At 73.0% G+C, this 14,812-nt stretch carries 14 protein-coding genes; 9 read left to right on the top strand and 5 right to left on the bottom strand.

Going from position 1 to position 14,812, the window contains the following annotated elements:
- Nucleotides 1-319: 319 nt before the first annotated feature.
- Entirely contained in the window at nucleotides 320-1,246 is a 927-nt protein-coding gene (locus ACZ4XD_RS26300) for a cyclase family protein (RefSeq protein ID WP_468045990.1), read from the bottom strand.
- A gap of 108 nt (nucleotides 1,247-1,354) precedes the next feature.
- Here ACZ4XD_RS26300 and ACZ4XD_RS26305 point away from each other — a divergent pair, with 108 nt between their 5' ends.
- The 5 genes from ACZ4XD_RS26305 to ACZ4XD_RS26325 all read left to right on the top strand — a co-directional run bounded on the left by ACZ4XD_RS26305 (nucleotide 1,355) and on the right by ACZ4XD_RS26325 (nucleotide 7,026).
- Nucleotides 1,355-2,260: an SDR family oxidoreductase gene (locus tag ACZ4XD_RS26305; RefSeq protein WP_468045992.1), complete on the top strand. Its 906-nt coding sequence runs from the start codon at nucleotides 1,355-1,357 to the stop codon at nucleotides 2,258-2,260.
- A gap of 333 nt (nucleotides 2,261-2,593) precedes the next feature.
- Nucleotides 2,594-3,784, top strand: a complete 1,191-nt coding sequence (locus tag ACZ4XD_RS26310; RefSeq protein WP_468045994.1) for an acyl-CoA dehydrogenase family protein — start codon at nucleotides 2,594-2,596, stop codon at nucleotides 3,782-3,784.
- Nucleotides 3,784-4,851, top strand: a complete 1,068-nt coding sequence (locus ACZ4XD_RS26315) for a Zn-dependent alcohol dehydrogenase (RefSeq protein WP_468045996.1) — start codon at nucleotides 3,784-3,786, stop codon at nucleotides 4,849-4,851. The genes ACZ4XD_RS26310 and ACZ4XD_RS26315 overlap by 1 nt, the downstream gene beginning before the upstream one ends.
- Before the next feature lie 91 nt (nucleotides 4,852-4,942).
- Complete coding sequence (locus tag ACZ4XD_RS26320) at nucleotides 4,943-6,274, top strand: MFS transporter (RefSeq protein WP_468045998.1); 1,332 nt, start codon at nucleotides 4,943-4,945, stop codon at nucleotides 6,272-6,274.
- Nucleotides 6,275-6,357: 83 nt separating this feature from the next.
- The gene (locus ACZ4XD_RS26325) at nucleotides 6,358-7,026 is read left to right on the top strand and encodes a hypothetical protein (protein ID WP_468046000.1); all 669 of its coding nucleotides are present in this window, start codon (nucleotides 6,358-6,360) and stop codon (nucleotides 7,024-7,026) included.
- 57 nt (nucleotides 7,027-7,083) lie between these two features.
- Here ACZ4XD_RS26325 and ACZ4XD_RS26330 read toward each other — a convergent pair whose 3' ends face one another.
- Nucleotides 7,084-7,719: a flavin reductase family protein gene (locus ACZ4XD_RS26330; protein ID WP_468046002.1), complete on the bottom strand. Its 636-nt coding sequence runs from the start codon at nucleotides 7,717-7,719 to the stop codon at nucleotides 7,084-7,086.
- Between the two features lie 194 nt (nucleotides 7,720-7,913).
- Here ACZ4XD_RS26330 and ACZ4XD_RS26335 point away from each other — a divergent pair, with 194 nt between their 5' ends.
- Both ACZ4XD_RS26335 and ACZ4XD_RS26340 read left to right on the top strand, forming a co-directional pair.
- Nucleotides 7,914-8,498, top strand: coding sequence for an RNA polymerase sigma factor (locus tag ACZ4XD_RS26335; RefSeq protein ID WP_468046004.1), 585 nt, complete (start codon nucleotides 7,914-7,916; stop codon nucleotides 8,496-8,498).
- Between the two features lie 8 nt (nucleotides 8,499-8,506).
- Complete coding sequence (locus ACZ4XD_RS26340; RefSeq protein ID WP_468046006.1) at nucleotides 8,507-9,160, top strand: hypothetical protein; 654 nt, start codon at nucleotides 8,507-8,509, stop codon at nucleotides 9,158-9,160.
- 45 nt (nucleotides 9,161-9,205) lie between these two features.
- Here ACZ4XD_RS26340 and ACZ4XD_RS26345 read toward each other — a convergent pair whose 3' ends face one another.
- Nucleotides 9,206-10,120, bottom strand: a complete 915-nt coding sequence (locus tag ACZ4XD_RS26345; protein WP_468046008.1) for an enoyl-CoA hydratase/isomerase family protein — start codon at nucleotides 10,118-10,120, stop codon at nucleotides 9,206-9,208.
- A 124-nt stretch (nucleotides 10,121-10,244) separates the two neighbouring features.
- The gene (locus ACZ4XD_RS26350; protein ID WP_468046010.1) at nucleotides 10,245-12,500 is read right to left on the bottom strand and encodes an acetate--CoA ligase family protein; all 2,256 of its coding nucleotides are present in this window, start codon (nucleotides 12,498-12,500) and stop codon (nucleotides 10,245-10,247) included.
- Between the two features lie 397 nt (nucleotides 12,501-12,897).
- Here ACZ4XD_RS26350 and ACZ4XD_RS26355 point away from each other — a divergent pair, with 397 nt between their 5' ends.
- The gene (locus ACZ4XD_RS26355; RefSeq protein WP_468046012.1) at nucleotides 12,898-13,350 is read left to right on the top strand and encodes a Zn-ribbon domain-containing OB-fold protein; all 453 of its coding nucleotides are present in this window, start codon (nucleotides 12,898-12,900) and stop codon (nucleotides 13,348-13,350) included.
- Nucleotides 13,351-13,555: 205 nt separating this feature from the next.
- Nucleotides 13,556-14,044: a GNAT family N-acetyltransferase gene (locus ACZ4XD_RS26360; protein WP_468046014.1), complete on the top strand. Its 489-nt coding sequence runs from the start codon at nucleotides 13,556-13,558 to the stop codon at nucleotides 14,042-14,044.
- A gap of 33 nt (nucleotides 14,045-14,077) precedes the next feature.
- On the opposite strand, the gene ACZ4XD_RS26365 is transcribed toward ACZ4XD_RS26360, so the two are convergent.
- Nucleotides 14,078-14,812: a pyridoxine/pyridoxamine 5'-phosphate oxidase gene (locus ACZ4XD_RS26365; RefSeq protein WP_468046016.1), complete on the bottom strand. Its 735-nt coding sequence runs from the start codon at nucleotides 14,810-14,812 to the stop codon at nucleotides 14,078-14,080.

A 14,812-nucleotide genomic window follows, 5' to 3' on the forward strand; every position in this document is an offset into this window, starting at 1 on the left:
CAACCGGTGCTCCGCCATCAGATCCGGCAAACCGGTCGTCATGCGTTTAGTCCGGACCAGGTGTTGACGTGGCGTGCTCAGTTGATCACTCTTGGGTGAAGCGATGCGCCGTGAGGGGACGCCGAGGTCGTGGGGACCGGGATTCCGGCCCGGGCCTTGGCGAGTGCGGATCGCGGCCCGGTCGGGGGCCCGGCGAGAGCCGGAGGAGGGTGGCGGTCCGCGGTGCCGTGCTCGGGGCGCGCATGAGCGCACCGCCGCCCGACCGGCCGGGCGCCGTCGGGTCGCCGGCCGGTGTGGTCGGCGACCCGACGCGGCCGGCTCAGAGGATCGCCACGGGGGCGACCGGCGCACCGGACCCGCCGACGAACGGTTCGGCCACCGCGGACAGGAAGAAGGCGAAGCGGCCCTCCTCCGCGCAGGCCGCCGACAGCTCCTCCAGATTCCAGTTCTGGCCCTGGAGCATGCCCATCTCCACGAGATGGAGGGCGTGCACCGGCATCCACAGGTTCTCGATCTCCGGCGGGAAGATCTCGAAGGTCAGGGTGTCGTTGGCGACCGCCGCGACCTCGCGTGCGTGGAACCACTCCGGGGTGCGCAGCGACAGGCCGGGTGACGGGAAGGCGTAGCCCTGCCGGTCGCCGGCGAGGTAGTGCCGCAGCTGTCCGGTCCGGACGAGGACGATATCGCCGGCCCGGACCCTCGTCCCGGCCAGTTCCTCGGCGGCGTCCAGGTCCTCCGGGGTGACGGCGTGCCCGCCGGGCAGCCCTTCGGTGCGGTGCACCCGGGCGACGTCCAGGAGGACGCCGCGGGAGACGATCGGGGTGGCCTTCTCCACGCCGAGAGCGGTGGCGCCGCCGTGAGCGGTGACCGAGCCGGCGGGGCGGTTGTTGTAGAGCCGCCCGGAGTGGGAGACATGGGCCAGGCCGTCCCAGTGGGTGGCGGCCTGGAGGCCCATGGTGACCGCGTCGTCGGAGGTCGCGACCGTACCGGGGCCGAAGATCTCCTGGTTGATGGCGGTCATGGTGTGCAGCGGATTGACCCGGCCCGGGATCACGCCGGTCTGTACGCCGTCCTGCCGGAGGGGGAGCGCGAGCGGGATCCGGCGCCCGCTGCGGATGCTGCCGGCGGCCTCCCGAACGACCTGACGAGTGATCAGGTTGAGGGTGCCGATCTCGTCGTCCGCGCCCCAACGCCCCCAGTTGTTCACGCGTTTGGCGATGTCATGGAACTCCTGGGGCAGGGGCATGGGGCCTCCTCGGGGCGGCCGGGGCCGGTTCGGCCCGGGGTCTTGTGTTCGTACCGGGTCTGCTCAAAAATCTAACGGTCCGTCAGAAACTGCGGGAAGGGTCACGGCATGGGGAACTTCTTGGCCGGCAAAGTGATCGCCGTAACGGGGGCGGGCCGCGGCATCGGCCGGGCGGTCGCCCTGGCCTGCGCGGAACAGGGCGCGAAGGTGGTCGTCAACGACTACGGGGTCGCCATCGACGGCGGTGCACCCAGCAGCGAGATCGCCGAGTCCGTGGTGAAGGAGATCGAGGCGGCGGGCGGCGTCGCGACCGCGGTCGCCGACGATGTGTCGACCATGGCCGGCGGCCAGCGGATCGTGGACACCGCGCTGGCGCAGTACGGACGGATCGACGGTGTGGTGTGTGTGGCCGGGATCCTGCGCGAGCGGATGCTCTTCAACATGACCGAGGAGGAGTGGGACCCGGTCGTCGCCACGCATCTGAAGGGGACGTTCACGGTGTTCCGGGCGGCGGCCGCGGTGATGCGCCGCCAGAAATCCGGCACCCTGCTGGGCTTCACCAGCGGCAATCACCAGGGCTCCGTCTCCCAGGCCAACTACTCAGCCGCGAAGGGCGGGATCATCTCGCTGGTACGGAGCGCCGCGCTCGGGCTGCACAAATACGGGGTGACGGCCAACGCGGTGGCGCCCGTCGCACGCACCCGGATGTCGGAGAAGGTGCCGATGGAGCTGACCGAGATCGGCGAGCCGGAGGATGTGGCGGCGCTGGTCGTCTATCTGTTGAGCGAGCGGGCCCGGGAGATCACCGGCCAGGTCTATACGGTCGCCGGGCCGAAGATCGCCGTGTGGGCCCAGCCGGTGGAGCTGCGCTCCGTGTACGCCGACGGGGGTGGGTGGACGCCGGAGCGGGTGGCGGAGGTGTTGCCGGGGTCCGTGGGGGCGGATCCGATGCCGATGCTTGCGCGGGTTTCGGCGATGGCTTCCGCCGCTGCGGAGGCGCGGCCGAGTCGGTAGGTGGCGGCCCCGCGTTTTCGGCTGTCCCGCCGTGGGGGTTTCTCGCCGTTGCTCCCCCACTGCCTGAAGGGCGTGGGAGGTACCCCCACGCGGCGGGCGGTGCCGCTGCGCGGGGCTGTGGCTCGGGTCGGCTTGTGGCCTCCCCACCGTTGCGCCTGGCGGCGGGCCGGTCCGCTGCGCGGGGCTGTCGGGGTGCGGTGGGGGGGGGGGGGGGGGGGGGGGGGGGGGGGGGTTTTTTTTCTTCTCCCCCCCCCCCCCCCCCCCCCCTCCGGCCCGTCCCCTCCCGTGGGTGGGTGGTTGTGAGGTTGGTGGGGGTGGGCGTGGGAGGGCGTTGTGGACTTTGAGTTCGGGGAAGAAGACGAGGTATTTCGGGCGGAGGCCCGGGAGTGGCTTTCGGGTCATTTCATCGGTGCTTACGCCGAGTTGGCGGGGCAGGGCGGTCCCGGCAGTGAGCACGAAGGTGCCCAGGTGCGGCGGGAGTGGGAGCGGGAGTTGGGGAGTGGGGGGTGGATCGGGCTCGGGTGGGAGTGTGCGGAGGGGGCGTACGGGAACCGGGTGGGGAGTCTGACCCAGCAGGTCGTGTGGGCCGAGGAGTATGCGCGGGTCCGGGCGCCGGGGCGGGTGGGCCACATCGGGGAGAACTTGCTGGCGCCGACGCTGATCGCGGCGGGGGACGAGGCGCAGCGGCGGCGGTTTCTGCCGGCCATCGCCCGGGGGGAGGAGCTGTGGTGCCAGGGCTACAGCGAGCCGGAGGCGGGGTCGGATCTTGCGGGGCTGCGGACGGTGGCGGTCCGCGACGGCGGTGGCTATCGGGTCAGCGGGCAGAAGATCTGGACGTCGCTGGCCGGGGAGGCCGACTGGTGCTTCGTGCTGGCCCGGACCGATCCGGGGGAGCGGCGGCACCGGGGGCTGTCCTTTTTGCTGGTGCCGATGGATCAGCCGGGGCGGATCGAGGTGCGGCCGATCCGGCAGATGTCGGGGACCGCGGAGTTCAACGAGGTGTTCTTCGACGGGGCGCGGGCGCCGCATGTGGTGGGCGGGGAGGGCGCGGGCTGGCGGGTGGCGATGGGGCTGCTGGCGCGGGAGCGCGGGGTGTCCACGCTCGTGCAGCAGATCGGGTTCGCCGCGGAGCTGGCCGCCGTGATCGCCGAAGCGGTGCACTGTGGGTCGCTGCGGGATCCGGTGCTGCGTGAGCAACTCGTACGGCAGTGGGCCGAGTTGCAGGTCATGCGGTGGAACGCGCTGCGGACCCTGGGGGCCGCCGGGGACGCGGGGGCGCCGAGTGTGGCGAAGCTGCTGTGGGGCGGCTGGCATCAGCGGCTCGGGGAGCTGGCGATGCGGGTGCGGGGGGCCGCGGCGGCGCTCGGGCCCGTCGACTGGAGCGCGCGGGCGCCGTACGAACTGGACGCGCTCCAGCGGCTGTTCCTGTTCACCCGGGCCGACACCCTCTACGGCGGCTCGGACGAGATCCAGCGCAACATCATCGCCGAGCGTGTGCTCGGCCTGCCCAGACTGGAGCGGTGATGAGAGGCGTCATATTCGACGGCGAGCAGCCCCGGGTCGTGGACGATCTGGAAGTACGGGAGCCGGGGCCTGGTGAGGTGCTGGTCGGGATCCGGGCCGCGGGGCTGTGCCACAGCGATCTGTCGGTGATCGACGGGACCATTCCGTTCCCGGTGCCGGTGGTGCTGGGGCACGAGGGGGCGGGGGTGGTCGAGGCCGTCGGCGCGGGCGTCGGCCATGTGCTGCCCGGCGATCATGTCGCGCTGTCGACGCTGGCCAACTGCGGGGCGTGCGCGGAGTGCGACCGGGGGCGGCCGACGATGTGCCGGAAGGCGATCGGGATGCCGCAGAAGCCGTTCCGGCAGGGCGAGCGCGAGCTGTTCAGCTTCGCGTCGAACTCGGCGTTCGCGGAGCGCACGGTCGTCAAGGCGGTGCAGGCCGTCAAGATCGCCGAGGACATTCCGCTGACCTCGGCGGCGCTGATCGGGTGCGGGGTGCTGACCGGTGTCGGGGCGGTGCTCAACCGGGCGAAGGTGGACCGCGGGGACTCGGTCGTGGTGATCGGGGCCGGCGGGATCGGCCTCAATGTGCTCCAGGGGGCGCGGATCGCCGGGGCGTCGGTGATCGTGGCGGTGGACGCCAACCCGGCGAAGGAGGACGTGGCCCGGCAGTTCGGGGCGACGCACTTCATCGATGCGTCGGCGGTGGCGGACAGCGTCAAGGCGGTGAAGGAGATCCTGCCGACCGGCGCCGACCACGCCTTCGAGTGTGTGGGCAGCACCCGGCTGATCCGGCAGGCCGTCGATCTGCTGGACCGGCACGGCCAGGCGGTGCTGCTCGGGGTGCCGCCGGCCACCGCGGAGGCGTCGTTCCTGGTGTCCTCGATGTACCTGGACAAGTCGATACTGGGCTGCCGTTACGGGTCGGCGCGGCCCCAGCGGGACATCGCGCTGTACGCCCGGCTGTACCGCGAAGGGCGGCTGCTGCTGGACGAGTTGGTGACCCGGACGTATCCGGTGGAGGACTTCGCGCGGGCGGCGGACGACGCGCATCACGGACGGGTGGCCCGGGGGGTGCTGACCTTCTGACCGGGTCCTGGGGCGGGCCTGGCCCGATCCTGAGGAACCCTGGCCTTCCGGCCACTCGTTCCGGCCAGGGGTGACAAACGAAGCTGCTCCGGTGACCCAGACACCCGAACTGCCTCTGCGCAAGGCGGTCCCCGCCCCTGCCCCCGTGCCCGGCCGGCGCCGCCCGCACCGGGCCTGGTCCGTCGCCGCCGTCACCTTCCTCACCCTCATCGGCGCGGCGGGCTTCGCCTCCCTCCCCGGCCTGCTCATCGAGCCGCTGCACGACGGGTTCCACTGGTCGCGCGGCACCATCGGCTTCGCGGTGTCGGTGAACCTCGCGCTCTACGGGCTGACGGCGCCGTTCGCCGCCGCGCTGATGGACCGGTTCGGTATCCGGCGGGTGGTGGCGGTCGCCCTGACGGTGATCGCGATCGGCGCCGGGCTCACCGTCTTCATGACGACGAGCTGGCAACTCGTCCTGTACTGGGGCGTGCTGGTGGGGCTGGGCAGCGGCTCGATGGCGCTGGCCTTCGCGGCGACGGTCACCGGCCGCTGGTTCACCGCCCGGCGCGGGCTGGTCACCGGCATCCTCACCGCGGCCGGCGCCTCCGGACAGCTGATCTTCCTCCCGGCCCTCTCCTGGATCGTCGAGCGGTACGGCTGGCGGCCGGCCGCGGTGACCGTCGCGCTCGCCGCGCTCGCCGTCGTCCCGCTGGTGTGGCTGCTGCTGCGCGACCACCCGGCGGATGTGGGCGTCGCGCCGTACGGGGCAGCGGAGTTCGTCCCCAAGCCGCCGCCGCGGCGGGGCGCGGCCCGGCGTGCCGTACGGGCGCTGCTCTCGGCGGCCGGTACGGGTCCGTTCTGGCTGCTGGCGGGCACCTTCGCGATCTGCGGTGCCACGACGAACGGCCTGGTCAAGATGCACTTCATACCCGCGGCACACGACCACGGCATGCCGATGACGGCGGCCGCCTCGCTGCTCGCGGTGATCGGCATCTTCGATATCGCCGGGACCGTCGCGTCCGGCTGGTTCACCGACCGCTTCCACACCCGCCGGCTGCTGGCCACCTACTACGGACTGCGCGGCCTGTCGCTGATGTTCCTGCCGCTGCTGCTGTCCGACACCGTCCATCCGCCGATGGTCTTCTTCATCGTCTTCTACGGTCTCGACTGGGTGGCCACCGTCCCGCCGACCCTCGCCCTGTGCCGCGAGCACTACGGGGACGACGCCGCGATCGTCTTCGGCTGGGTGCTGGCCGCCCACCAGGTGGGCGCCGCGCTGATCGCCTTCCTGGGCGGCCTGGCGCGCGACGCGTTCGGCACGTACAACCCGGTCTGGTACGCGTCGGGCGCCCTGTGCGCCGTCGCGGCGCTGATGGCTCTGGTCATCCGGCAGGGGCGGGCCGGCGCCGGGGACGGGCGGGTGGCCGCGGCCCAGGCGTGATGCCCAACACACGTTGGAGAGCGCCCAGTTGGTGAGACGCGGCCCCTCCCGGGGCATGATCCCGGTGAGAGGAGTGATGGGGGATGGTGACCACGGCGTACGGGGCCGGTACGGCTGAAGGGGTTGAAGGGGCTGGTGAGATCGACGGGAGCGGGGCAGGCGGGGCGGTCGGTACGCCCGGGCGTACCGGCGAGCCCGGCCCCCTCGGCCCGGTCTGGAGCGGCCGGACCCTGCTGGTCTCGATGGCGGCGCTGCTGGCCGAGGCCACCATCACGACGGTCGGGCTGACCCTGTACTCCTTCACCCAGGAGGGCCCGTCCGGCAATGGGTTCATGGCGGCTTTCGTGCTGCCGTTCGCACTGGTCCTGGGCGCCGTCCCCGGCTTCGTGCTGGCGGCCACCCTGGTGCTGCCCACGCTGGGGCTGGCGCGCCTGGCGGCCCGGTGGGGAGGGTGGCAGGGGCGGCCGAAGTGGTGGTGGACGGCGGTCGCCGCCCCGTTCACCGCGGCCGGTGCGACCCTGGCGTACGGGACGGTGCTCGCGCTCCTCGCCCGCTCGGTGGGGCCGCCCCGGGCCTACCTCGTGTGCTGGCTGGCGCTCACCGTGGCCGCCGTGCCCGCGGCCCTGCTCGCCGCGGTCGCCGGACGGGGTACCGGCGCCCGGCGGACCGTCTGGCTGATGATCATCGTCGTGGGCACCGGCTTCCTGGCCGCGTTCGTACTGGGCACCGGCCTTCTCGCGACGGGCCTGTAGTCCGTGGGGGAGGCCCCGGGGCCGGGCGGGCCGGTGCTCGTCGGCGTACCGCCGGCCTCACGGCACGAAGTGCCCGAAGGCCCCCCGGTGAAAGAGGAGCGGGCCGTTCCCGGCGGCCACCGGGTCGGTGCCGAGCGCCTCGACCCGGCCGACCACGATGAGGTGGTCGCCGCCGGTGTGGACGGCCTGGACCGTGCAGTCGATCCAGGCGGGGACGTCCGCCAGCCGCGGTGAACCGGTCACCGGCGCGGCCCCGTAGGGGACACCCGCGAACTTGTCGCCGCCGCTGACCGCGAACCCGCGGCAGAGATCGCCCTGTGCGGCGCCGAGCACATTGACGCAGAAGACCCCGGCGCGGGCGATCCGCGGCCAGGTGGTCGACGTACGCGCCACCATGAACGTGACCAGCGGCGGGTCGAGGGAGAGCGAGGCGAAGGACTGGCAGGCGAATCCGGCCGGGCCCGGCTCCCCGGGGGCCGTGATGACCGTGACGCCGCTGGCGAAGTGCCCCAGGACGGAGCGGAATTCCGCCGGGTCCAGAGGGGCGCGCTCGTCCTCGCGTACGGCGCGCAGCGCGGGCCGCGGTGGCGCGGGGGCGGGGGACGGTGCGGCCGCCGCCGTGGGCGCGCCGACGGAGCGTAGGTACCGCACGACCGTGGCCGCCATTCCCGCATGTCCCATCATGTCTTTCATTGAATCTGATGGAGCGTCAGATGTGAAGGGCCGGGAGCGGGCGCCACCCGCAGGTGTGGTTTCCCGTACCTCCGGGATGATCTGCGGTGGATTCGGGGGAGATTGGGGGCTGGATTCCTGATTGCGTGTCGTCCGCGCGGGTAGCGTCCACTGCGGCCGCGTCCGTAGCCGAGCACGGGGGAGAGTTCCGGTACATGGCCGATGCGAGAGCGTCGTCAGCTTCGTCTGCCGCGTCACCCACCTTCGACGAGGTCTTCTGCGGGCTGCTGCCCCGCCTGTACCGAAGGGCGGTGATGCTGGCCGGATCGAGACAGTCCGCGGAGGACGTGGTGCACGAGGCCTATCTCAAACTCGCGGCCCGCCCCCAGCGCTTCCTGGCCCACCCCGAGCCCTACGCCTATGCCTTCACCGCCGTCCTCAACGTCGCCCGTGACACCTACCGCAAGGACCGGCGCCAGGTGCTGGTCGACGGCCTGGAGGGCGTCGAGGAGGCCGGCGCGGGCGGCGGCGCCGGCGGGGCACCTGGTGGGGCGCCGGGCGGCTGGGACGGCGGGGTGGAGCGGCGGCAGTCCGAGATCGAAGCGGTGCGCCTGCTCGGGAAGTTGTCGCACCGGCAGGCCGGCATCGTCATCCTCGTCGACCTCGACGGTTACACCATCGACCAGGCCGCCAAGATCATGAAGGTGCATCGTGGCACCGCCGCCCGCCATCGCGCCCGTGCGCTGGACAGGTTGCGCGCCTACCTCGTTGAATCGGAGCACGGGCAGGCCGGGAGGTGAGCGGCACGGTGGACGTGGGGCCACGGTACGACGGCGGTGCGGGCGCGGCGGGCGGTGACGGGCCGGGCTACGGCGGTGGCCGCGGCGCCGGCGGCGGGGACGATGCCGAGGCGCTGCTGCGCGCCCGGCTGCGGCTCGCGGACGAACAGATCGAGACACCGCCCGGCCTGTGGGACCGCATCCGGGAGCCGGGCGCCGCGCAGGCACCGGCAGCGGTGCCGCTGTCCAGAAGGCGGCCGCGGATGGTCGTGCTCGTTGTGGCGGCGGCGGTGGCAGCGGTGGCACTGGGGGTGTGGTGGCTGGTGCGCCCCGGGCCCGTCTCCCTCCAGCCGGCGGGACCGGCCCCCACGGTGAAGATCACGGTCTACAACAGCGAACGGGCCTGCCGCACGGGGCGTTCCCTGGAGTGCGCGCTGCGGCTGGCCAACGATCCGCGCGCCAAGTATGCCGCGCGCGGCAACTCCGCGGGCCGGGTCTGGCACGGCGATGCGCTGGCCGCGCGCTGTGTGGTGACGGACGGCCGGATGGTCCGCGACGAAGCGGGCATCACCTCCACCCGCTGGTATCTGGTCACCAGCGGGCAGGGGGTGCGGGGCTGGCTGCCGGGGGTGCGGACGCGGAACACCCGTGAGGTGCCGGAGTGCCCGGGGAGTGTGACGTAGGGCCTGTCGTTCGGATCAGGCCAGGCTCGCGGGGGCTCCGGGAGGTCAGCGGCCCCGGAACGCCGGGTGGCGGCGCGCCACGAAGGAGGCGACGCCCTCCTGTGCGTCCGCCGTCGTCATATTGATCTCCTGGGCGGTGGCCTCGGCGGCGAAGGCCGCGCTCCGGTCGGTGTCGAGCGAGGCGTTGACCAGCTGTTTGGTCAGGGCCAGGGCGCGGGTCGGGCCGGCCGCCAGCCGCTCGGCCCACTCCCGGGCCGTCTTCGCCAGCTCGCCGTCCGGCACGACCCGGTTGACCAGACCCAGCCGTTCCGCTTCGGCGGCCGGCAGGGCGTCCCCGAAGAACAGCAGCTCCTTGGCGCGCTGCGGGCCGATCAGCCGCGGCAGGAGGTAGGCGCCGCCGCCGTCCGGTACCAGGCCGCGGCGCACGAACACCTCGATGAACCGGGCCGATTCGGCCGCCAGCACCAGGTCGCAGGCGAGCGCGAGATGGGCGCCGAGCCCGGCCGCGGTGCCGTTGACGGCGGCGATGACCGGCTTTTCGCAGTCCAGCACCGCCGTGATCAGCGGCTGGGCGCCGCCCCGGATCATCCGGGCGACATCACCGGCGACCCGCTCGCCGGCCGGCGGCGCTCCGCGCAAATCGGCGCCGGCACAGAAGCCCTTGCCGGTCGCGGTGAGCACGACGGCGCGGATAGCGGGGTCGGCAGAGGCGTCGGCGAGCCGGCCGATGAGGCGTTCGCGCTGGTCCCAGGTGACGGCGTTCATCGCGTCGGGCCGGTTCAGGGTCAGCCACGAGACGCCGTTGTCAGTGGCGTGCAGTACCAATGAATCGACGGTATCGGCCGTATCGACGGTATCCGCCGTATCGACGGGCTCCGCGCGGGTGGCGGGCACGGCGGGCACGGCGGGCTCGTCGGGCACGGCCGGGGGAACGGAACCGGGGGACGGTGAGGGTGTCATGGGGGAGCGGCTCCAGAGGGTGCGGTCGGGGTGGGCACGGCGGTCGGTGGTCCGGTGGACGGTGGCCTGGGCGCGGGCCGTGGCGTGGGTGCGGGCGGGGATGCGGGCGCGGGGGTGGGGGTGGTCAGCGGCAGACGGCGAGTGCGTCGAGGGCCACGGCGCCTTGTCCGCGGGGCAGCACCACCAGCGGATTGATGTCCAGCTCGGCCAGTTCGTCGCCGAGTTCGAGCGCCATCCGCTGCACTCTCAGGACGGTCTCGACCAGCGCGTCGAGGTCAGCGGGCGGCGCTCCGCGCACACCGTCCAGGAGAGCCCGGCCGCGGAGTTCGTCGAGCATCGCGCGCGCCTGGTCCTCCCCGAAGGGCGGCACACCCACCACGACGTCCCGCAGCACCTCCACCAGCACCCCGCCGAGGCCGACGGTCACGGTCGGCCCGAAGAGGCTGTCCCGGGTGACGCCGACGACCGTCTCGACGCCCCGCTCGATCATCTGGCAGACCAGCACCCCGTCCAGCGGCACGTCCTCGTAGCGCGCGATGTCGGTGAGCTCGCGATAGGCGTCCCGGACCTGGCTGGCCGAGGTCAGCTGGACCTTGACCAGGCCGAGTTCGGTCTTGTGCGCGAGCTGCGGTCCGGAGGCCTTCATGACCACGGGATAGCCGACCAGGCTCGCGGCCCGTACGGCCGCCGCCGCGCTGGTCACCAGCTGTTCCCGCGGGACCCGGATGCCGTAGGCACGCAGCAGCTGCTTCGCCGCGTGCTCGCTGAGCTGCTGCCCCGGCCGCATCAGGGCCTGCGCCTTGCGCGCGGACGGCGACAGCACGCGCGGGGCGTCGTCGAAGGGCGAGCGGTAGCCGTCGACGAAGCGGTGGTGGTCGAGATAGGCGCGGACGGCGGTGATGCAGTTGGCGAAGGTACGGAAGGTCGCCACCCGCGAGGAGCCGAGGAGGGTGCGTCGATAGGCGTCCTCCGTACCGACCGGCGAGCCCCACACCACACACACCAGCTTGTCCGTCTGCTCCGCCGCGTCCACCAGATCCTGCGCGAGTTTGTCGCTCATCGGCGGGAAGGGGCCGGTGATCGGGCAGATCAGTACGCCGATGGCGGGGTCGGCCAGGATCGCGTCGAGGATCTTGCGGCCGCGCCAGTCGCCGACCGGATGCCCGCCGTTGTCGACCGGATTGGCGACGTGCAGGTACTCCGGTATCCACTGGTGCAGTTCGGCCTGCTTGGCGGGGCCGAGGGCGGGCAGCCGCAGGCCGGCGGCGGTCGCCAGGTCGGAGAAGTGGGCGCCGGTGCCACCGGAGATCGAATAGACCGCGACGCCCTCGGCGGTGGGCTTCCTGGCGCGGGCCAGCAGCGCCGCGGTGTCCTGCAGCTCGTCGAGCCCGTCCACCCGGATCACCCCGAACTGCCGCATCGCGGCGTCCACGACCTCGTCCGCGCCGGTGAGCTTGCCGGTGTGCGAGGCGGCCGTGCGGGCGCCGGTCTCGGTGCGGCCGACCTTGACGGCGACGACGGGCACCTTGTGACGGGCGGCCCGGTCGGCGGCCAGCAGAAAGCTGCGGCCGTCCTTGAGCCCTTCCACATACGCCGCGATGGCCCCGACCTCGGGGCGGGTGGCGAAGTAGGAGAGGAAGTCGGCGGTCTCCAGATCGGCCTCGTTGCCGGTGGGCGCCCAGTGCGACAGGCGGATGCCCAGCTCCTGGAGGCTGAAGACGGGACGGCCCTGGTGGCCTGACTGGGTGATCAGGGCGATGGCCGGCCCGGCCAGGTCCGTACGGAACTTCTCGAAGGCGTTGAGGTTGGTGTTCGGGCCGAGCAGCCGCAGCCCGGAGCGGGCGACGGCCTCGGCCAGCCGCTGCTGGGCGGCCGCACCACGCTCACCGGTTTCCGCGAACCCGGAGGCGAAGGCCACCGCGAACTTCGCCTTGGCTTCGGCGAGTTGCTCGATGACCGGCAGCGGGTCGCCGACCAGGAGGACCGCGAGATCGACGGGTTCCGGCAGATCGGCGACGGAGGCGTGGCAGGGCTGCCCGAAGACCTGGGCGCGTCCCGGGTTGACGGGGTACAGCCGGGCGCCGACCCGTTCCGCCCAGGCGATCAGCTGACGGGTGATGCCGGTATTGGGGCGGCCTTCGCTGTCCGAGGCGCCGATCACCGCCACGGCCTCGGGCCGGAAGAACCGGTCCAGGTCGGGCACCGGAGCGTGCAGCGGACGGCCGCTGACATCCCGGTCGACGGGGCAGGCGCCCTGGCCCCCGCCGTCGCGATGCGGTTCACTCATGCCGTGGACGGTGTGTGGTGGTTGCTCCCCACAGGCCACGACGCGGGCCGGCCGGGAGTGAGTGGTGAGGGTGCCGTGAGTCGATCCAAGCATCGCAGACGCCCGCTCCTGTGTGACGGCTCTCCATAACTGACGCATAGTCAGATTACTGAACTGACGCTCTGTCAGGAATGGGGTTGCAGGGGAAAAGGTTGAGCGGTCCCTGCTTCTCGCTTCCAGTCCCCGGTTCCCGCTTCCGGCCCCCGTCCTCGCTCCCGGCCCCCGCTGCCCGCTTCCGGTTCCCGCTTCCCGGCTCTCGCTTTCGGTCCCGGGTGGATCGCGCGGCCCCCTTGCGCGTCCGGCCCTGCTTCGGTTCAACTGACGTACCGTCAGGAGCGGGTGGTCGTCCTGCTCACGATGAGGCGGCAGGCATGGTCGTTCGGCGAGGTGCTGGGGGTGTTCCGTGAGGGCCAGGGCTGATACGGAGACGCGGAGTGCGGAGACGCGGGGCGTGGCGCGGAGTGCGGCACGGAGCGCCTCGCGGTTCGATCTGCCGGAGGTGGACGACTTCACCCGGCCGTACTGGGACGCGGCGGCCGAGGGGCGGCTGCTGCTGCGCCGCTGCCGGGCCGAGGGCTGCGGCGCGACCCACCACTACCCGCGCGAGTGCTGTCCGTACTGCTGGAGCGAGGACGTCGGCTGGGAGCAGGCCACCGGGCGCGCCACCCTCTATACCTGGTCGGTCGTGCACCGTAACGATCTCCCGCCGTTCGGCGACCGGGTCCCGTATGTCGCGGCCGTGGTCGATCTCGCCGAAGGCCCACGGATGATGACCGAGATCACCGACTGCCCGGAGCCGGAGCTGCGGATCGGGATGCCGCTCGTGGTGCACTTCCGGGAAGCGGGCGAGGGCGGCGGCGGGACCGGCGCCGCAGTCGCCGTTCCCGTCTTCCGCCCCGCGTGAACCGCGCCTCGCGTGAACCGTGCCTCGCGTGAACCGTGCCTCGCGTGAACCGTGCCTCGCGTGAACCGCGCCCCGGGGCAGCTCCGCCCATGACGCCCCCGGACCTCCGGCCCGGTCCACGGCCCCCTCCCCACACGGCGCCCCGCCCCCGCTGCCCCCACGTATTCCGGTGGCGCCCCACCCGGCCCCGAGGCATGCTGTGGCCGTGCAGATCCGTGAGGCGAACGCGGCCGACTGGCCCGCCATCTGGCCCTTCTTCCACGCCATCGTGGCGGCCGGGGAGACCTATACCTATCCGCGCGACATGGACGAGGCGACGGCCCGCGAGAGCTGGCTGCTGACGCCGCCCGGCCGCACGGTCGTCGCCGTCGACGACTCCGGCACGGTCCTCGGTACGGCCAAGATGAACCCCAACCACATGGGCGGCGCCTCGCACATCGCCAGTGCCAGCTTCATGGTCGACCCGCGGTGCGGCGGCCGCGGTGTCGGCCGGGCCCTGGGCGAACACGTCCTGGCCTGGGCCCGTGCCGAGGGCTACCGGGCGATGCAGTTCAACGCCGTCGTGGAGACCAACACCGGTGCCGTCGCGCTCTGGAAGTCGCTGGGCTTCGAGATCATGACGACCCTCCCCGAGGGCTTCCGGCACCCCACCAAGGGCTATGTCGGGCTGCACATCATGTATCAGCAGCTGTGAGGACGAGCCGGTGGCACCCGCACCGGCCGCGCCTCACGGCCAGAGCAGCTCCTGCGCCCAGCGCCCGTTCTCGTAGCGGTAGTTGAGCCGTACGTGCCGGCGTTGCGCATCGCCCTGGAAGAACTCGACCTCCTCGGGGCGCAGCACATACAGCGTCCAGCTCGGCACCGGCGCCGCCGGCTCGCGCCGGGCGCGCTCCCACGCCGCCTCCGAGGCACGGGCCAGCTCCCCGACCGAGCCGAGCACCTCGCTCTGCCGGCCGACCAGCGCCGCGGCCAGCGCGCCCGTGGAGCGGTGGTGCAGATCGGCCGCGCTCTCCTCGGGGCCCGCCACGGTCACCGGCCCGCTGACCCGCACCTGGCGGCCGACCGCCGGCCAGTAGAAGCCGAGCGCCGCCCGCGGCCGCACCGCCAGCTCGCGGCCCTTGCGGCTGCCGCGGTGCGAGGCGAAGTGCCAGCCGCGCTCATCGGCGTCATGCAGCATCAGGGTCCGTACGGAGGGGGTGCCGGCCGCGTCCGCCGTGGCGAGCGTCATGGTGTGCGGCTCGGGAACACCGGCCTCGGCGGCCTCCCGCAGCCACTGCCGGAACAGGGGGAGCGGCTCGGCCGGGGCCGTCGCCGGGTCGAACGACGGCAGTGCGACATCCCAGACCCGCAGCCCGCGCAGCAGCTCGCGGAACGCCTGGGCGTCCGTGTCGTCGGCGTGCTGCGCCGGGGTGCCGGCGGGGCGGGCGTCCGGAGAGTCCTGGTGCGCGCGGTGATCGCTCAT

Source organism: Streptomyces sp. NPDC029466, from assembly GCF_055574515.1.